General features: G+C 34.5%; 12 protein-coding genes and 1 tRNA gene. 5 read left to right on the top strand and 8 right to left on the bottom strand.

All coding sequences use genetic code 11. The features are described 5' to 3' along the window. The first annotated feature begins 204 nt into the window (after nt 1-204). Nucleotides 205-1,143 carry a 4-hydroxybenzoate octaprenyltransferase gene (ubiA, locus tag P856_RS01010; protein WP_025300320.1) on the top strand — a complete coding sequence of 313 codons (939 nt, stop codon included), beginning with the start codon at nt 205-207 and terminating at the stop codon, nt 1,141-1,143. A gap of 321 nt (nt 1,144-1,464) precedes the next feature. Then, entirely contained in the window at nt 1,465-1,602 is a 138-nt protein-coding gene (locus P856_RS04460) for a hypothetical protein (RefSeq protein ID WP_158380568.1), read from the top strand. A 470-nt stretch (nt 1,603-2,072) separates the two neighbouring features. Here P856_RS04460 and P856_RS01005 read toward each other — a convergent pair whose 3' ends face one another. Together P856_RS01005 and P856_RS01000 are read right to left on the bottom strand one after the other, a co-directional pair. After that, nucleotides 2,073-2,960 carry a 4-(cytidine 5'-diphospho)-2-C-methyl-D-erythritol kinase gene (locus P856_RS01005; RefSeq protein ID WP_025300319.1) on the bottom strand — a complete coding sequence of 296 codons (888 nt, stop codon included), beginning with the start codon at nt 2,958-2,960 and terminating at the stop codon, nt 2,073-2,075. Nucleotides 2,961-3,862: 902 nt separating this feature from the next. Further along, complete coding sequence (locus tag P856_RS01000; RefSeq protein ID WP_025300318.1) at nt 3,863-4,738, bottom strand: uracil-DNA glycosylase; 876 nt, start codon at nt 4,736-4,738, stop codon at nt 3,863-3,865. Nucleotides 4,739-4,846: 108 nt separating this feature from the next. On the opposite strand from P856_RS01000, the gene P856_RS00995 reads away from it, so the two are divergent. Then, the gene (locus tag P856_RS00995; RefSeq protein WP_025300317.1) at nt 4,847-6,487 is read left to right on the top strand and encodes an electron transfer flavoprotein-ubiquinone oxidoreductase; all 1,641 of its coding nucleotides are present in this window, start codon (nt 4,847-4,849) and stop codon (nt 6,485-6,487) included. Nucleotides 6,488-7,711: 1,224 nt separating this feature from the next. Continuing rightward, nucleotides 7,712-8,401: a ribonuclease HII gene (locus P856_RS00990; protein ID WP_025300316.1), complete on the top strand. Its 690-nt coding sequence runs from the start codon at nt 7,712-7,714 to the stop codon at nt 8,399-8,401. Nucleotides 8,402-10,527: 2,126 nt separating this feature from the next. Here the strand turns inward: P856_RS00990 and P856_RS00985 are convergent. Further along, nucleotides 10,528-11,691, bottom strand: a complete 1,164-nt coding sequence (locus P856_RS00985) for a phosphoserine transaminase (protein ID WP_025300315.1) — start codon at nt 11,689-11,691, stop codon at nt 10,528-10,530. 925 nt (nt 11,692-12,616) lie between these two features. Between P856_RS00985 and P856_RS00980 the strand changes: the two genes are divergently transcribed. Further along, nucleotides 12,617-12,689: transfer RNA gene (locus P856_RS00980), tRNA-Phe, on the top strand. A 478-nt stretch (nt 12,690-13,167) separates the two neighbouring features. Here P856_RS00980 and P856_RS00975 read toward each other — a convergent pair. The 5 genes from P856_RS00975 to murA all read right to left on the bottom strand — a co-directional run bounded on the left by P856_RS00975 (nt 13,168) and on the right by murA (nt 19,073). After that, nucleotides 13,168-13,776, bottom strand: a complete 609-nt coding sequence (locus P856_RS00975; RefSeq protein WP_025300314.1) for a Maf family protein — start codon at nt 13,774-13,776, stop codon at nt 13,168-13,170. Between the two features lie 24 nt (nt 13,777-13,800). Continuing rightward, nucleotides 13,801-14,019, bottom strand: a complete 219-nt coding sequence (gene infA / locus P856_RS00970; RefSeq protein ID WP_025300313.1) for a translation initiation factor IF-1 — start codon at nt 14,017-14,019, stop codon at nt 13,801-13,803. A 1,338-nt stretch (nt 14,020-15,357) separates the two neighbouring features. Then, complete coding sequence (hisD, locus tag P856_RS00965) at nt 15,358-16,653, bottom strand: histidinol dehydrogenase (RefSeq protein WP_025300312.1); 1,296 nt, start codon at nt 16,651-16,653, stop codon at nt 15,358-15,360. Further along, the gene (gene hisG / locus P856_RS00960; RefSeq protein ID WP_025300311.1) at nt 16,643-17,305 is read right to left on the bottom strand and encodes an ATP phosphoribosyltransferase; all 663 of its coding nucleotides are present in this window, start codon (nt 17,303-17,305) and stop codon (nt 16,643-16,645) included. Before hisG ends, hisD begins: the two co-directional genes overlap by 11 nt. A 502-nt stretch (nt 17,306-17,807) precedes the next feature. Beyond that, nucleotides 17,808-19,073 (bottom strand): UDP-N-acetylglucosamine 1-carboxyvinyltransferase, encoded by a 1,266-nt coding sequence (gene murA, locus P856_RS00955; RefSeq protein ID WP_025300310.1) that lies wholly within the window; start codon nt 19,071-19,073, stop codon nt 17,808-17,810. Nucleotides 19,074-19,157: the final 84 nt, after the last annotated feature.

Raw genomic sequence — 19,157 nt, 5'->3', positions numbered from 1 at the left:
CAAAGAATACTTTTGATATTTTTCAACGAAATGCAAAAATTTATGTTGAGATTAAAAATAACAGAGTGAAAATTGACTATTGGCCATAATGTTTTGTGGGAAGCATCTTAAGCAATTTCCCTTAAAATATTTAATTTGCTCCGACTTAAATTAGATGAGTAAATAGTTTAATCTTTTTTCCGAATGGACTTAATTTACTAACCTATGAATAAAAAATTTTTGCTCAGTGCAAGTGATATTCCTCAAGATAATTGGATTGATCGATGGCTACCGCGGTCCTGGCGAGCTTATGCAAAACTAGCCCGAATTGATCGACCTATCGGTACCTGGCTACTTTACTTGCCTTGCTTATGGGGTATAGCTTTAGCTTGGCAGGAAATGGGGAGACCTCTTTCGGCTACACCTTTGTTAGATATATTACAAATCTTATTACTATTTGGAATTGGCGCATTTGTAATGCGAGGTGCTGGTTGCACGTTGAACGATCTTTGGGATCGTAAAATCGACTCACAAGTCGCACGTACCGCAAATCGACCGTTAGCTAGCGGCGAGTTGATGACTTTTGGAGCTATAGTCTTTCTGATTGCTCAACTCTCTGTTGGCCTTGTTATTTTATTACAACTTAATCCAACTTCCTGTGTATTAGGGTTGTTAGTATTGTTATTAGTCATTTTTTATCCAGCAGCTAAACGAGTAACTTATTGGCCACAAGCGGTACTTGGCTTAACATTTAACTCAGGAGTTTTACTTGGTTTTTTGGCAGTGAAAGAAGCTATTTCACCAGCCGCTTTATTAGCTTATGCAGCTGGATTCTTCTGGACACTAGGTTATGACACAATTTACGCTTATCAAGATAAGACAGATGATCTCATAGTTGGTGTGCGCTCTTTGGCACTATTTTTGGGGGATATAACCAAACCAGCGCTCGCTATGTTTTATGTTCTTACAGTAATCCTGCTTATTGCTAGTGTTTGGCAAGCTGGTTTAGGAGCAATAGCCTATATTGGAATCCTTTTATCTGCTGTTAATTTTTCATGTCAATTATGGAATATAGATCTGGACAATCCTCGTATATGTTTGAAGACCTTTTTATCAAACAGAAATGCGGGTATTATAATAGCCTTGGCTATTGTATTAGGCTAAATGCTAACGATCGTAAATTAACCAAAGACAGTAGTATTAATTAATTTAATTATCCTAAATATCTTATATTATAAGTAATGCATAATTTTTTCAGTCTAAATTATGCATGTATCATCTAACAATTATTTTAATTATAGAAACCTAAAAAGCAAAATTGTATGATACAGCTTCTTTTATTGCTAAAAGATTATAAATTACTATCGCATAATTGTATGCAGCAATTTTAAAATATACGGCTGATAAAACATATTCGGACAGTTATTTAGCATTTCTCCTACAATGCTAGGAATAAACACAGTATAAATCCTCTAGATAATAGCAATGACAATTCCTTTTAGGGAAGCCTATGAGTTTTTATCTATTAAGATAATTGCACTGCACTGTGAGGCTATTTTGGAAAATAAGCTTCAAATCGTAAGAGTAACAATATTAGCCATAGTTACTCATAAAGTAACTTAATCATTAAGTGTTTGCTTACCGTAAATTTTTAATTGATAAACGATTATAGAGAACAAGCTAATTTATTTATATAGAAATATCCTTCTACTCTAAAAGGCTAGTAAGCTTGAAAATAATAGAGTGTTTTCACTCTATTTAAGAAAATATACAACATGACAATTACATCTCGAATAGTAGTATCCGCCTTAGGCAATAAATTAGTCAAATATTTTGATAAATTAGAATAAATTTAAAATTATAATAATGCTAACTAAGTTAACAGTAATTAATAAAAACATTTTATCACGATGGCATTATTCTACTATCATTCAATGAATTCTTAGCAAATTTCTAACTTAATGACTGAAAATATATATTTTGTAACATTAGTAAATTAATGGATCTAATCAATCTGACAGCAATTCATTAAACATCTTGATTGTTATTAAAACTTACTAAAGCACAATTGTTAACTAACGCTAAATAAATCACTATAGCAGTAAGGTACAAGCACACACCCACCAACTTGGTGCATAAAATGCTAGCAATTTTGCAGCAGCCTTGGCACTGCCTTGATTTTCGAAGTAGCCTACTACAATAGATCCACTCCCAGACATTCGAGCGACACGGCAACCGCTGCAATTTTGCAGCGCTAGCATCGCTTCCTTAACAGCAGGGAGCAAATAACAAGATATACATTCTAGGTCATTACGTAATCCTGCAATAGCGCTTAAAGGATCAGTAGCTAAACAGTTAATAGCTGTTGCTGGTATATTGCCGCAATTATCCAATTTTCTTAATCTAAAAACAGATGCAGTAGAAAGGCTTGCTCCGGGCCAAACCATGACCACTGGCAATGGTTTAGCTAAAGTAATGGTGGTTAGCTGTTCGCCAACACCTTCTACCCGACTGGGACAACCAGATAGGCAAACTGGTACATCGCTTCCAAGCGTTAGTGCTTTACTATACAAAATATCGTTTTCTATATTAAGATCATCAAGTATTAAATGCATAACAGTAGCGGCATTGCTTGACCCGCTACCTATCCCAGCGCCTGAAGGTAAGAATTTCTCTAAGATCAAAGATCCAGATAGTAAAGACTGATTAAGCCTTCCTGAAAGTGACAAAGCCCGCCATACTAGATTAGAAGTGTTTCTTGGTATTGGTTTAGACCGATTAAAACAATCTTTTACTTCAAATGAACAGGCAGAACCACCTGGTTGCCAGGTCACTAAGTCACCAAAATCAGCAAATGCTACAAGTGTGTCAATAAAATGATAACCGTCCGATCTTCTGCCAGTCAGGTGTAAGGCAAGGTTAACTTTTGCTGGCGAAAGACGAATGCGAGGCTGAGTATCAAACTTAGAAAAGCACTCCATTGTTAAAACTGTTGTTCTTGACTAATTGTAATAAGCAATAAAAATGCCAGTTTATATTAGAATAATAAAAAAATTAATAACTTCAGCAAAAAATCACACAACTAGCTTTAAAAACTCAGCCCGATAGTAGCTTTTTACTAGATTAGTAATACAGCAAGCATCATAGCATAGATTCAAGCAATTTGGCGGCCAATAACGCTCAAATACACTGTCATTTTGATAAAATTTTATATTTTAAATTTAAATCAATCGTAAATACAATACAAAAAGTGCCAATTAGCTTGATTAATAAGAAAGTAAAACTTTTAGTAAAAATACAGTAAAACAATATTGATCCGGAAATTTAATGAAAAAGTTTGATTAAATTAATTATTTAACACAAAATATCATAGCTTGTAAAAAGCTATTAAAATATTTTTCCAGTAAAAAATTTCTATATTAAAGGATAGCATCCATAATTTGCATTATAGAAAAGATTTTGAATGGACTAGCATATGATCGACAAATACTCCCTCATGTTTAATTATGACCATTTCAGTTAAAGTCCAAAAGTTTATAAACAAACTACAGAATGTCCAGCTTATTACTAGTATATTTGATCTAGTTGCACAATAACAGCAATTGCTATCCATTTATACGCAAAAATAACTAAAACGAATTAATTTTTAATACAATCAGAACAACATTTTTGTGTATTCGTAAAATAGTGTTTGATGAAATTTTATTTACGTTCTAACTCTTAAACAGTATTGTAAAATAAATTTTCCGTTAAAAAATTTTTAATAAAAATTTAAATAAAGGGATATTTCTAATATACAATCAGTATCCTTAACTATATGAAAAACGAATCGCTGTTTATTTAATCAATTTTCCTAATTTGAATATCAGCATTACAATAAAAATTAAAATTTATTAGCAATAGCATCTAAACGACAGCGTAATGTAAGCAGATCATTCCATGCACTAGCTTTTTGTCCTGGAGTGCGTAAAAGATAAGCAGGATGGTAAGTTGCTAAGGCCGGAATAGTTTCCTGATGATTTGGTGAGGTCCAATTCATAAAATTACCGCGTAAGCTAGCAATACCATCCTGCATTCTCATCAATGCTCTAGCTGACGTCCCTCCAGCTAACATCAAGATTCTTGGTGCTGCCAATTCGATATGCCTCTCTACGAATGGAATACAAATGCTAATTTCAGCAGATGTAGGCGGCCGATTCCCAGGTGGACGCCAAGGAATAATGTTAGTTATATAAACTGATTTAGAACGCGAAAGGCCGATGCTAGCTAGCATACAATCAAGCAAACGGCCACTAACTCCGACAAAAGGCTTACCTTGGCGGTCCTCATCTGCGCCTGGCGCCTCACCAACAATCATAACCTCTGCGCCAGGGATACCGTCTGCAAAAACAGTAGTGTTGGCCGTAATCTTTAGACTACAGTAATCAAATCTCTCTACAGCAACGTTTAATGCATCCAAAGATCCTGCGCGATTCGCAGCAGTACGAGCAGCCTGAACTGCCTCCTTAAGATCAAAATGTATGTTACCTGATCTATCAACAGATCGTAAAAAATCTCTAGATAAACTACAGCTCGGCGCCGCGTACTTTTTTTTTGATCTTTGTGTTGAATTTGGCGCTGTGCTTGTTCGATTTACTGGTCTGTCAAGTATTATCTCATCTACCCCAGCCTCCTCATACCAAGCGAGAAGAGTTTTAATTACCACATCAATGTCAGTATCAGTTATTCTCATTTTTATGTTAGGTATTCTGCCAAGCATATTCACCTAAAAATACACGACCAGCTTTAATTATAGACTAAAAGATTATTTATTACCAACTAATAACAAAAATGCATAATACAATTTAATTTTAAGCGAGAATGAATAATGAATCGAGAATCGATCGAATACGATGTAGTTATTGTCGGAGGCGGTCCATCAGGCTTAGCAGCAGCGATCAGAATAAGACAGCAGTGTGTTGAAAATGGTGTGCAACTATCTGTTATTGTTTTGGAAAAAGGTGTTGAAATCGGCGCCCATATTTTATCCGGAGCTGTTATTGAGCCTCGCGCCCTAAACGAATTAATTCCTAATTGTCAAAAAAAAGGAGCTCCACTAAATACACCAGCTACCGAGGATCATCTACTTTTCTTAACTAAAAACTCCTCAATACAATTACCTACCCCGCCAAATATGAATAACCATGGTAATTATATTGTAAGCCTAGCGAACTTAGTGCGTTGGCTTGGCAAGCAAGCTGAAAAATTAGATATTGAAATATGTCAGGGCTTTGCCGCTTCTGAGGTACTTTACCACGAGGACGGTAGTGTAAAAGGTGTCGCTACCCGAGACCTTGGAATTAGCAAAACTGGCAAAAAAACTACTAGATATCAGCCAGGCATAGAGCTGCACGCTAAAATTACGCTATTTGCAGAAGGCTGCCGCGGTTCGCTCAGTCAGGAGTTAATGGAGCGCTTTAATTTACGTAAGAACTGCGATCCACAAACTTACGGTATAGGCATAAAAGAAATGTGGGAAATTGAACCGAAAAAGCATAAAGCAGGTAAGATTATTCACACACTCGGATGGCCAATGAAGAGGAATACCTATGGCGGGTCATTCCTGTATCACTTGGAAGACAATCAAGTAACGGTAGGCTTTATTATGGGCTTAGACTATAATAATCCCTTTTTCTCGCCGTTTGATGAGTTTCAACGAGTTAAGCAGCACCCATCCATTCGAGCAATTTTTGAGGGAGGTCATCGCATCGGCTACGGTGCACGTACATTAAACGAAGGCGGTTGGCAATCAATTCCGCAACTAACATTTCCTGGAGGCGCCCTTATTGGTTGCGCAGCCGGGTTTTTGAACGTACCTAAGATCAAGGGTAGTCATAACGCTATAAAATCTGGTATGATTGCTGCTGAAGCCATATTCGAGGCTTTAAGCGGTAACAAAGTATCGCACAGGATTGTGCTATCAGAATATGTGAGTAGGCTCAAGAAGAGTTGGGTATACGACGAGCTTTATAAAGCACGCAATATACGTCCAGCTTTTCGTGCTGGACTTTTACCTGGAATAGCTTATTCTGCTATTGACACTTATATATTTCGCGGCAAGGCTCCTTGGACTTTCCACCATGTCTGTGACCACACGAGAATGATGCCAGCTTCACAAGCGCAACAAATTTCTTATCCTAAGCCGGATGGAAAAATTAGCTTCGACAAGCTCTCTTCTATATTTTTGTCTAATACTAACCATGAGGATAATCAACCCTCACATCTTATACTGAAGGATCCATCCCTGCCGGTCCGTTTTAATTTGACAATCTATGATAGTCCAGAACAACGCTATTGTCCAGCTGGTGTTTATGAAATTATTCGTGACAAGAATGGCCAAAATCCACGTCTGCAGATCAACTTTCAGAACTGCATCCATTGTAAGGCCTGCGATATTAAAGATCCAAAGCAAAATATCAAGTGGGTTGTACCGCAAGGAGGTGAAGGTCCTATATATCAAAATATGTAAAATCTTCTAATTTATTCTAGCTACTCGACAAGTAATTTTGTATTTTTGAAACAATATAATTTACTCAATGTGTCTGTTTTTCGTAAAGTATAGTACCGAGGTACTATACTTTACACTTTTGCTTATAATATTGAATTGCTTTTAAAGTACCAACAGGTTTAGGAACTTTCTTGTCGATTAGAATGCTAATTTACTTCTGTATATCTTACTTATAAGATGATTAATATACGTGATAATGGATACGCTTGTACTTTATACATCAGATTGTTTTTCGTTTGGTTTTATGAAAAAATTTTTTAAATTCGAATATTTACTTACTAATATACTTTTGTGTATATTTAATTACATTTATAAATGTTATCAATGTTTTTTCAAAAGCTTACTGCGTAAATAATATTACGCCTAAAATAACCAGTTACAATATAAAAATACTTAATGGTATAGTAATTATTATCGCCTAGCTTGAATCGGTCTACAATTATGTATGTTCTTTTATACCTATCTTAACTAGACATTTAGGCGTTATGGGTGATTGTCAATAAAATTTACCAATAGCTATAAAGTGTAAACTTATCTGAAAGATTTTACTCACGCGCTGTTGCTTATCTAAAATAAGCGTTAGTATAATTGTATCTAATTAGAAATTAAATATGTGTTATCCATAGTGTTTTGAGTGAATCGTAATTCATTCTAATTTAAGCAAAATCCAGTCTATAATTCTAATTTATGAAATAATATTCTCTGGTATAATTTTTCTTTAAAATTTCTTTCTTTTACGGGGCAATCAATCTAATTTAAAAAAATATATTTTATATGCCATACTGCAGGTATGCTGCCGTTCTCAATAATATAGATTAAGCAATGATTAGATCAAAATTCATAGCGAAAATAGCAGTTATCTTCTGTTCTGTCATCATTATGATTTTAGCTAAAGTTATATTAATAAAAGATGTCACGATTAACAGTGTAATCAATTTTATTAGCAATATTCCGAATATCTACGAATTCATTATTCAGAATAATAAGTAGATCACAATATTGGATATAAAATTGAACCATTCATCTAAAAATTGCCTTAACGTTATGGCAAAGCTGTTCATACAATCGTCAGGTCAATAAGTGCAAAATATCTATTGTAAGTCACTAAAGACAAATTTAGCCTGCTTAGCAAAAGTTAAGCAAAGTATAAATTTTATTTTTCTGCGAAAAAACCAAAAATAAAAAGTGATAGCTGAGCAAAACACGATTGATAATCAGGGTTTTAATCTAGAGTTAGCTTCCGGCGCCAATAAAGGAGCTACCGTATTTGGTGTAGACGAGGTTGGACGTGGAGCGTTAGCTGGCCCTATAATAGCAGGCGCGTCCTGGATCAATCTAGACCTTATTCCAGAAGCGATATCTTATATGATTGTTGATAGTAAAGCTTTAACACAAAAATCTCGAGCAAAAGTCATAATCTCAACAAAACCTTATGCAGTAATTGAATTAGGTATAGCAGAGGTTGCTGAGATCAATGCTACAAACATTTTAGTTGCTACACTAAAGGCAATGGAGCGTGCAATAAATGCTCTTGTAAATACTATAAATCGAGAACCAACTAATGTGTTAGTCGATGGCAATAAGCTTCCCACTTGCCATTGGCCTACTCAGGCTGTAGTAAAAGGCGATAAAATATCCAAATCAATCGCCCTTGCATCCATTATGGCAAAGCAAACGCGCGATTCTACAATGTCAATTCTAGCAAAAAGCTATCAGGGTTATGGGTGGGAACGTAATGCTGGATATGGCACGGTAGAACACAAAAAAGCACTAGCAAAATTAGGTGTAACCCAACATCATCGGCAAAACTTTGCTCCCATCAGGGCATTATTGCAGCAACCAGAAGTGCCTAGTATTACAACTTGTTCTCTGTAAGAGAATCAAATTAATTTCTCTATTTTCTCGAAATTATAATTGAAAAATTTCAATTATAATCGTATTGCTGTGTGCAGTAAACAAAATAAATCAATCTAAGTATAAGCAAGCATCATAATTACTGGCAACAATGGGAATCTTCTCAAATAAACCATTCTACATAGCCTACGATAGTTTGTATAAAATCAATTATGGATAGAAAAACATCATTTGAAATATTATATTTCCCTATCTTTTATTAAAGGATAGACAATATTAGTCTATTGATTATTAAAAGACATTTTAACTTAGTCAAAATATAAAACAAAACGAGCGAGCAATACTAATGGCAATAATGTCATTTTTAAGTATTGAAAAGATTAAGTAATCAAACAATTTTACTAGCGTAAAATCTAATTACTAATAGACTTAGTCTAATAATTTAATATTTAAAAACTCCGAGCACTAGCATCAAAAATAACCCAAATATTTTATTTATATTTTTTATATAACTTATGATATTATCTATTTATAAATTTTATTATGAATAGGTTGGCATTTGGTATTTATTGCAGTACATATAAATAATTCAATGTAGTAGGCTTCCGTATAAAAAATATCTAAAAATCAGAGCTTATTAGTAACTTTTTTCTATGAGATTTAATGAAGCTTTCTTTTAATTAAAGAATTGCACTACAATAATGAATACCATAACAATTAAAATGTTATAGCTAATATACTCTGAATGCTTATGAAAAATTCATTTAATAAAATTATAAAAACTGCAGATTTATAGATTATCTTTTGTAAAATAGCTTTGTTAACTATCTAGATTTTAAAGCAAATAGCTGATAGAAATTTAACTCTGTATAAGATAAATAGAGATTAAGATGGTTATTTTCATTTTTTCTCTAATAATAATAACAAGTCAGCACCGCATTAATATTTTAATATTATTCGAAAATGAAGCTTGATAAACAAATCGATAAAATTCTTAATTTGCGAAAAAGCTACTACATAAGATCAATATAGCGCTGAATTATCTTTTATTATTAGCTAGTATAATTTTAAACATTATTACTGCTAAAATTATACTAGAGTACAATTATTTCAATCAGCCTCAAGGTGACAATTAGTTTAAATCCATACACAGTAACGTAATTTTAAAGGTTAGCTTATATAACTTTTATTTAAAAAAGCACACACGTAAAGATAAGTAATTATAATCTTTTATGGTACTTTAGCCTACTGCTTGATTATAATTTAAAATGAACAAGGATAGCTTAAGCCAACACTAGTGCTGAATACTTTTATCCAGGTACAAACAGGCATACGCTTATAGCAAATCTTTCTTAATAAGAACCTTAATTGGGTGGCTTTTATCGTAGACTAGTTTTTACTAGTCTTTTTAAAGATAATTTGGTAATTTTCTTTAAAAATTGATTGACCATAATATAAACTAAAAATTAAACAATATTTTTATAATTTAAGTCGATAACAATAAATATTGTCATAAATAAAAATGATACTTAAATATATCAATACAAAATAAATTAAATGTTATTACTTAATTATCCTCTATTTATATCTAATTTATTGCTACGGTTAGTACTATATTTGTGTAATAAGCGTTCAATGAACGAACGCTCCCTATACCATACTCTAGTAAATTAACTATTGATTATTTGACGATTATAATGGCTAATTTAGCCTTTTTAGTTTAGCTTAACTGATAAAAATTGACTACAACATTGCCATTATTAGCTAAATATTGATTCTTTTTAAGAATGATATAAATCCATTCCCTCATTATTTATACAGTAAAATATAAATATAAAACTTTATAAGTCGTATAAATACAGCCATACGAATATATAGAAATTATAAAATATAATCTATATTATCGAGAACTGGTCTTGATTTTATAGTCTAAAAAATAGTATAAATTAAACTAATGTTGGTTTTTTATAATTACTTATACACAATAAAGAGCATTGACTAAACAGCTAAATCGCAAATATTTATTGATAGAATGTATTCTGCAGGCTTAAATTAAGCATTTTGCGAATAATACTTACGATATATAATCAGTAACAAAAGTTGATTAAGCAAAGTTATCGTATTCATAGAACATACAATAAAATAAGTTAAGTAAAGTTTGTAATTTTAGGTTTAACCTTGCCCCAAGCCCAATCAAGCCAAGGAAGCAGTGCGTTAATATCTTGAGTTTCCACCGTGGCCCCACCCCAAATTCGTAACCCTGGCGGAGCATCCCGATGGCTAGCAATATCATAACCAGCACCTTCATCTTCAACTAGTTTAGCAATATTTTTAGCTATAATAGCTTGATTAAAATAAGAAAGTGCAAGAAATGCAGGATCCACTATTGATAGGCAAATTGACGTACAAGATCTGATAGATTTATCATTTGCAAGAAAACTTACCCAGTCAGAATTTGCAACCCAATGCTCAATTACCGCAAGATTAGCTTCGCAACGATTAATCAAAGTAATCAAGCCTCCTATCTTTTCAGCCCAAGTCAAAGTATCAATAGCGTCTTCAACAGCTAACATAGAAGGAGTATTAATGGTTTCACCAACAAAGATACCTTTGTTAAGTTTACCGCCATTAACTATGCGAAACAATTTAGGTATTGGCCATGGAGGTACATAGCTTACCAGTCGATCAATTGCCCTAGGGCTCATTGCTAGCATGCCATGCGCTCCCTCACCACCTAGAACTTTTTGCCAAGACCAAGTAACTACATCCAGTTTTTCCCAAGCAAGATCCATAGCAAATACTGCTGAGGTAGCGTCACAAATAGTCAGCCCACTACGGTTGGCTAGAATCCAATCTCCATCGGGGACACGTACACCTGAAGTAGTGCCATTCCAAGTAAAGACTACATCTCTGGAAAAATCCACCTCCGCTAGATTAACAATTTGACCGTAAGGAGCCTCCATGACTTGAACATTGTTAAGTTTAAGTTGATTAGTTACATCATTAACCCAGCAGGCCCCAAAGCTTTCCCAAGCTAGCATTACAATACCACGAGAACCAAGCATAGACCAAAGTACCATTTCCATAGCCCCCGTATCAGAAGCAGGTACTATACCGACTAGATAGTTATCAGGAATGCCAAGAATATTGCGTGAGCGATTAATAACTTCACACAGTTTAGCTTTTCCTATTTTCGAGCGATGAGAACGCCCAAGAGCAGCACCTGAGAGTACATCGTTAGCCCATCCAGGACGTTTTGCGCATGGCCCAGAAGAGAATAATGGTACTGAAGGTAACTGCTGTGGCTTCATAACTATTATCTTTCGAATTGATCGTTATATAGAAAACGTATTAACGAATGTTACTTATTTAAGACATAATATCGTTATGTTATTTTTAGATATCAGTAAATTACAAATATGTAATCAATTAAACGATAATTGATGCATTGATTAGCAAATCAAAAATAAACAAGCACAATACTATAAGTATTTTATCAATTTTATGAAAAGTTATATTGGTTGTTAAAAACAAAAAAACATAGACCGCTAAAAAGATAAGCATGCTTATCTTTTTAGAAACTTTGGAGACTTTGACGTAGAATTAATCGATTTATTTAGCAATAAAACTGTTTCATCCTAAACTGTATATACAACACGTTTACTTACCTTATCAATATATTCATTGCAGAAATAGGCAAAATTAATGAACTAATATATCAAACAATAAAATATATTTAAAAATGCATAAGCATTATTATTTATCTGATAAATAAATTACTTTTGAGAATACAAGATTATGTCTCATGGTATTCAGTAAAATGAAGAATTAATCAACCATTAATGAAGCTAATTATGTTACATTTTAAACTTTATCGTAGAATGCATTCATTTGTAATAGTTTGATTAATTATTATACGATCTTATCTTATTTCTTCACTGCAGTTCCTTGTGCAATCAGCTAAAAGTTACCGTTAAGTGCGATCCATTCTGTTTCGATACAGAAGCTGAGTTAATAATGTTAATAACAATTGTGATAGTATTTTATTTTTAAGAGCAAAAAAAATAACATTTGCGTTTCAAATTAAATAATATCAGAACATTATATCATAGAAAATGAACATAAAAATTAAATTATCTACATTTATGGTTGCTTCGAATTGCATAATTTCAGAATTTTTTATAAGTTTTACTAGACAAATTTTACTATATTTGCTACGATACATCCCCTTGTAAAGCCCAGGTAGCTCAGTTGGTAGAGCAGCGGATTGAAGTTCCGCGTGTCGGTGGTTCAATTCCTCCCCTGGGCATCGCCATCATATTGTCTAGATTTTTCATCCTAGATATACAAGTAATAAAATAATAACTTTAAATAGTTATAATAAAAGATTAATATTGATCTTATTAGTTGATTCATTAATGAAGTTAACTTTTTAGATATATCAATACACTGAATATAGCTTCATTTATTTTTATAATAAGTTTCAATAGTAGACTATCTGGCAATAGATTTATTAATGATTATATTGCCAGATAGTTGCTTTGTATCAATCAGACTATACTAGCAATCCGCATTGCTAGTATAGTCTGATTGATACAATAAATGCTGCATACTTTACTAGCGTTTTACTTACCAGTAAGTCGTATAATAAAACACATTAGGCAACTTAAATAAGCAATTTATGGAATAAAATCGCTAATTGTATTTCTATTTCTTTAAAAAATTATATCCATAATCTTTAAAAGGCCTGATAGAAAAAGATTACTTAATACTTCTACATTGAAAGTTTATAAATAAGTAAAACCAAGGCCATGCAACAAGGAATAAGTCTCTGCTAAGGCTAAACCTAGCACATTAAAATAAGAGCCGTTTAAAAAATTAACATAAGCACCGGCTAATCCATTGGCTGCGTAACCACCAACTTTATCAAACCACTCACCAGAATTAAGATAAGCATCAATCTCAGTATCTGATAATCGTTTAAAGCCAACTCTTGTTTCCACCAAGCGCTCATAACCCCTACCTCGCGGATCGATTACGCAAATACCACCAACTACTCTGTGACGTCGGCCGGACAACAACTTTAAGCATTGCCTAGCCTCATTAGCTCTATATGTTTTGGGTAAAATCCGGCGACCGCAGGCTACCACTGTATTAGCGGCCAATATAAAACTATCGGGATAACGATGAGCTACTAACTTTGCTTGGGATATAGCTATGCGCGTTGCATAGATGCGAACACGTTCGGTCGGAAATGGAAATTGATTAACTTTAGGATTATCTACCAAGTCAGGAAAAAGTCCAATTTGTGCTAACAAATTCCTAAGTAGCTTAGAAGTAGATGCAAATACAAATTGACTGCCTTCTGGAGCACGGAATAATATCGGTGAGGTCATCCTGATAATGTCAGTTAGAAAAGATTACTTAAATCTGAAGGTAATACGGCCCTTGCTTAGGTCGTAAGGAGTCATTTCGACATTTACTCGATCACCAGCCAATACTCGAATACGATTCTTTCGCATTTTACCGCTGGTATGGGCTAGAACTTCGTGGTCGTTATCCAGCCTAACACGAAACATCGCATTCGGTAGAAGTTCAGCGATAGTGCCTGAAAACTCGATCATGTCTTCTTTTGCCATCATTGCGCCCTATCGCAGTTTAAGCCAGCCTTAAGTGCTAATGCTAGTAGCAAAGATCAAGTTTTTTTTAACAAATCATTAAAAATAACTTGCAACTATTAGATCTGTGAAAGTCACTCTGTAAATAATGAAAAAGGCCAAAACACCTTGTATTGATTTATCAAGTCAACTAATCCTTACTAGGGATAATAGAAAAGGTACGTAATATACTAATTCGCTAGGAATAAATTTCAAGCAGTAAATTATAACTAAATTGGCATCAATCAATTATTCTCTTACTTTTAGCCTAAGCCCGCTAACAAAGCAGTGGAATCATTACTTTTAGAGTAAAAGTAAATAATAAATTTATTAAATCTCTTTGCTTTAATCATAAATTGATTTGCATAACAATATGTAAGATTATTTAGTGAATAAAATTCTAACTAACACAAATACTACGCTCTTAATCCGTTAAACATATAAGGCTGTTGTCAAAGAAATAATAATTATAATCAAGAAATCCTTAAGTCTCTTAATTAAATTACTCTTTTTCTAGCTATAACAACAAAACCGCCGCGTTATTTTGCATCTTCAGCCTTTTATTAAATAAATTCTTTACTAGCGTGATGGATAATTTTATCCAACAACTACGTTAACAATTCAGAGATAAGATTTTAACTGCAAAAGTTAGCTAATTGACTAGTTATCAAAAATATATAAGCTCATGATTTAATAATCATAATCAAAGTGATAAAAAACTGATGATATCAGCTAAGAAAATAATAAATTTAATGAAGTAGGCTTAAGCACGTAATTAAAGAATTTTTTAGCGAGAATCAACCTCATATACATACCATTTCTAAGTCATATAATACAGTTCAGCCATTTAATATTAAATATTTATTTAATAGAAATTATTTATTAAAAATACTAATGTTATAGTAACTACATTAAACAAAACAATATGTATTGAAATAATCTACACTAAGATTTGATTATTTAGTAGCTGCAATTTCTCTAGCAAAAATTAAAAATAAATTTATAGACTATCTACATTTTCGATAATTTCTAGGAAGGCTCGATAACTTTAACTATTAAAAATAGTGGCTATTTAACAGCGTCGCCAAGCTTGATTAAAAAATTATTCTACGAATTATTCATGAGTAGCAATTCACAAAAATATGATCAAAAATCGTCATAATAAAGAATTGAATCGTTAGTCTATTCTTTAAAGATAATATAATAAATAATCATACTACATCGACAATAAATTTGTAATGCCAATGCTTTTATCGATAAGCCAATTATAAGCTACAATAATTATCTCTTAAAGATAATTATTGTAGCTTATAATTCCAGTTAGGGCTGCTCTATTCGAATTGCTACCGAACGCGCGTGCGCACTGAGACCTTCCATTTCAGCTAGTTTAATCGCTGCTGGGCCCAAATATGCAAGCCCCTTTGGATCAGCAGCTACGGTTGTTGTATACTTCATGAAATCAAACACACTAAGAGCGGAAGAAAACCGTGCTGTTCCAGCTGTAGGTAACACATGGTTTGGTCCAGCTAAATAATCTCCTAGCGCAACCGGTGTAAATCGACCTAAAAAAATTGCCCCTGCATGACGAATTTGTAAAGCCATGGCCTCCGGATCTGCTATAGCCAACTCTAAATGCTCAGGAGCTATCCGATTAACTATTTCAGGTATTTCTTCCATTGATTGGGTAACAATTATAGCACCATAAACACGCCAGCTTTTCTCAGCTATTTCAATGCGAGGTAAAGTAACAAGGTGATCCTCCACAGCAGTAGCTACAGAATTAGCGAAAGCTTTATCATCAGTAACGAGAATAGCTTGCGCTAAAGGGTCATGTTCTGCCTGACTCAATAGGTCAGTTGCAATCCAGTGTGGATTGTTTTGAGCATCGGCAACCACTAAAATTTCGGACGGGCCAGCCAAATTATCTATCCCTACTTTCCCAAAAACATGCTGTTTAGCAGCGGTTACATAGGCATTACCGGGGCCAACAATTTTATCAACCTTAGTAATAGTTTGCGTACCGTATGCTAGTGCAGCAATAGCTTGAGCTCCTCCGATTCGCCAAATTTCATTAACACCAGCAATATGAGCAGCAGCCAGCACTAAATCATTAACCACTCCATCTGGGGTTGGTACCATCATAACTCTACGCGATACACCGGCTATTTTAGCGGGCAGTGAATTCATTAGCACTGATGAAGGGTATGCTGCAGTGCCACCAGGAACATAAAGTCCAACTGAGTTTATCGCAGACCAGCGCATGCTTACGCGTACTCCAAGCATTTCATTAATTTCAAAATCCTTAGGAAGTTGACGGCGATGAAAATTTTCGATTCTCTCAACAGCTAATTCTAGTGACTTCCGAGTATCAGAGTCGATGCGCGCAACTGCTGCCTTAATTTCTGCATTGTCTATTGATAGCCCTATCTCAATAGGGTCAAAAAAGTCGAATCTGCGAGTGTAATCCAGCAATGCTAAATCACCACTATCAATGACATCTGCAATAATCCTCGACACCAATTCATTTATATAATATCTATTGACACTCTTGCAGTTAATTAAATCATCAAATGCAGTAGAAAAATCGGTATTGCTAGTCACTAGTCTACGTGGCACTGACAGCCCCTCGAAAACGTTCGATTAACTCGCTAACCAGCCTAGGTCTAATCTTTAGCGCTGTACGATTCACTGCAAGTCGTGCACTTACATCTGCGATTTTGGCGATTTCAACTAAACCATTCGCCTTTAGGGTTGAGCCAGTTTGTACCAAATCAACAATGCGGCAACACAAGCCTAGATTTGGAGCCATTTCCAAAGCACCATTTAATTTAATACACTCAGCTTGTATTCCATACTGCGCAAAATAGTTACGAGCAAGATTTGGATACTTAGTAGCCACACGCATATAAGAAGAACGATACGAATCTTTTTTAGAACACTGCTTCGCAGGAGCAGCAACTGCTAAGTGGCAAATACTAACATCTAAATTTACTGGAGTATAAACTTCCGGATGATTAAACTCCATCAAAACATCCGAACCAGCTATTGCTAGATGAGCAGCGCCAAAAGCCAGAAAAGTGACAACATCAAAGCTACTTACTAAGACAATCTCAACGTTTGGGTCAGTAGTGGCAAATTGAAGCTGACGTGCGTATTTTTCGGATAATCTATCTTTTAACTCGACCCCAGCACGCAACATTAGCGGTGTAATCGCATTCAAAATACGCCCCTTAGGTATAGCCAATACCAGCTTATCATTCGTGTTCATGCAATGCAATACCGTACAAAGATTAAGCTAAACAAAATTGTTTATTTATTGAAATAAAGTCACCATCTGCGTCAACGCAATCAAACATAATTTTAGCTAAATAGAAATAAAAATTTTTTCCTGCTGAGGTAAAATATCCATAAAATTTCAACTAATAATAGTAAAAGTAGCATAATATACTAGTAACCTACTACAAGCACATACTTATTATTTAGTAGCAATAATACCGTACGATATTATTGCTAGTTCAATGTATCTTTTTCAACCTAATAACAATGCATATAGCGACATACACTATTTACGAAAACATCTAAGATTAACATAGTATATATAAACTATTAGTCAAAAGTTAGCAATGTCTTTCAAAGATAGAAGTGATTATATTATTATTAAATGTACAGGAATCCATAAAGTTTTCTGTATATACAACAAACAAGCTGAATGCATTAACAAGAATCAACCTATTTTCTACCAATATCTATGTAAAAGTAGCAGATACAGATTAACCAGAAACTATTTTACTCACATCTGCACCGCAAGCGGATAGCTTGCCAATCAAATCTTGATAGCCCCGATCTAGATGATAAATTCGATCAATTATTGTCTCTCCTTCCGCAACTAGCCCGGCTAGCACTAGAGAAACAGAAGCACGTAAATCAGTTGCGATAACCTGCGCACCCTTCAATTTCTCTACGCCGCGTATAATGGCTGAAGCTTCGTGCACAGTGATATTAGCACCCATACGCGACAACTCTTGTACGTGCATAAAACGATTATCAAAAATAGTCTCAGTAACCATAGACTTACCCCGAGATACGCTCATCAACGACATAAACTGCGCTTGCAAATCAGTAGGAAAACCAGGATATGGCTCGGTCATCATATCGACGCCCAGTACAGGTTCATCACCTCTAGAAACACGAACACCACCTTCAACAGTTTCTAAAGTAACTCCTGCCTGCCTTAAAGTTTTAGCAGTTGCGTTAATCAGCAATAAATCGGTATTGCTAAGGATTACTTCAGTGCCTACAATAGCTACTGCCATAGCATAAGTGCCTGTTTCTATACGATCTGCAACCACTCGATGAGTAGCACCGCCTAGCTCTGATTTACCTTGGATATAGATAGTATCACTACCAGCCCCCTCAATTTCAGCACCCATAGCAACGAGTAATTTTGCTAAATCACTAATTTCCGGCTCTCGTGCTGAATTGATTAACACTGTCTCGCCCTGAGCCAAAGACGCTGCCATCATAAGATTCTCAGTCGCTCCGACTGAGACAAAAGGAAAAGTAAATCGCCCGCATTGCAAACGACCTTTTGGCGCCTTAGCCTCTATATAACCATCTTCGATGCTTAACTCAGCACCAAGATCTGCAAGACCTTTCAAATGCAAATCAATCGGACGATTGCCTATGGCACAACCACCAGGTAAAGATACTTGAGCCTTTCCAAATCGTGCTACCAATGGTCCAAGTACAAGAACCGAAGCACGCATTTTTCGCACGAGGTCATAAGGAGCGGTAGTACTCTCAACCTGAGCAGCATTCATTGTCATATCTCCACCATCCCGCTCTATGCGTACTCCGTGTTCACGTAAGAGATTAGTCATTGAGGCAATATCAGCTACATCCGGAACATTGCTCAAATTCACTGGTTTACAGGACAATAGACATGCTGCCATCAAGGGTAAAGCAGCATTCTTGGCGCCGCTTATAGGAATGATCCCGCGGAGAGGTCTTCCACCCCGTACACGAATCTGATGCATATGTAACACAAAAATATTTTTATAAATTAGTCTAAATTAATGAACCCAGCAAAGCTCAAATTCGATACATGTTTCTATGAATTT

The organism is Candidatus Endolissoclinum faulkneri L5 (genome assembly GCF_000510265.1).
Taxonomy (GTDB): Bacteria; Pseudomonadota; Alphaproteobacteria; order Thalassobaculales; family Thalassobaculaceae; genus Thalassobaculum; species Thalassobaculum faulkneri_A.
This window is presented reverse-complemented; position numbering and strand designations above follow the sequence as displayed.

Coding starts and splice junctions, on each gene's coding strand:
- P856_RS01000 (WP_025300318.1), bottom strand. CDS start 4,738: ATGCTTGGCAGAATACCTAACATAAAAATGAGAATAACTGATACTGAC.
- ubiA (WP_025300320.1), top strand. CDS start 205: ATGAATAAAAAATTTTTGCTCAGTGCAAGTGATATTCCTCAAGATAAT.
- P856_RS00985 (WP_025300315.1), bottom strand. CDS start 11,691: ATGAAGCCACAGCAGTTACCTTCAGTACCATTATTCTCTTCTGGGCCA.
- infA (WP_025300313.1), bottom strand. CDS start 14,019: ATGGCAAAAGAAGACATGATCGAGTTTTCAGGCACTATCGCTGAACTT.
- P856_RS01005 (WP_025300319.1), bottom strand. CDS start 2,960: ATGGAGTGCTTTTCTAAGTTTGATACTCAGCCTCGCATTCGTCTTTCG.
- murA (WP_025300310.1), bottom strand. CDS start 19,073: ATGCATCAGATTCGTGTACGGGGTGGAAGACCTCTCCGCGGGATCATT.
- P856_RS00995 (WP_025300317.1), top strand. CDS start 4,847: ATGAATCGAGAATCGATCGAATACGATGTAGTTATTGTCGGAGGCGGT.
- P856_RS04460 (WP_158380568.1), top strand. CDS start 1,465: ATGACAATTCCTTTTAGGGAAGCCTATGAGTTTTTATCTATTAAGATA.
- hisG (WP_025300311.1), bottom strand. CDS start 17,305: ATGAACACGAATGATAAGCTGGTATTGGCTATACCTAAGGGGCGTATT.
- P856_RS00975 (WP_025300314.1), bottom strand. CDS start 13,776: ATGACCTCACCGATATTATTCCGTGCTCCAGAAGGCAGTCAATTTGTA.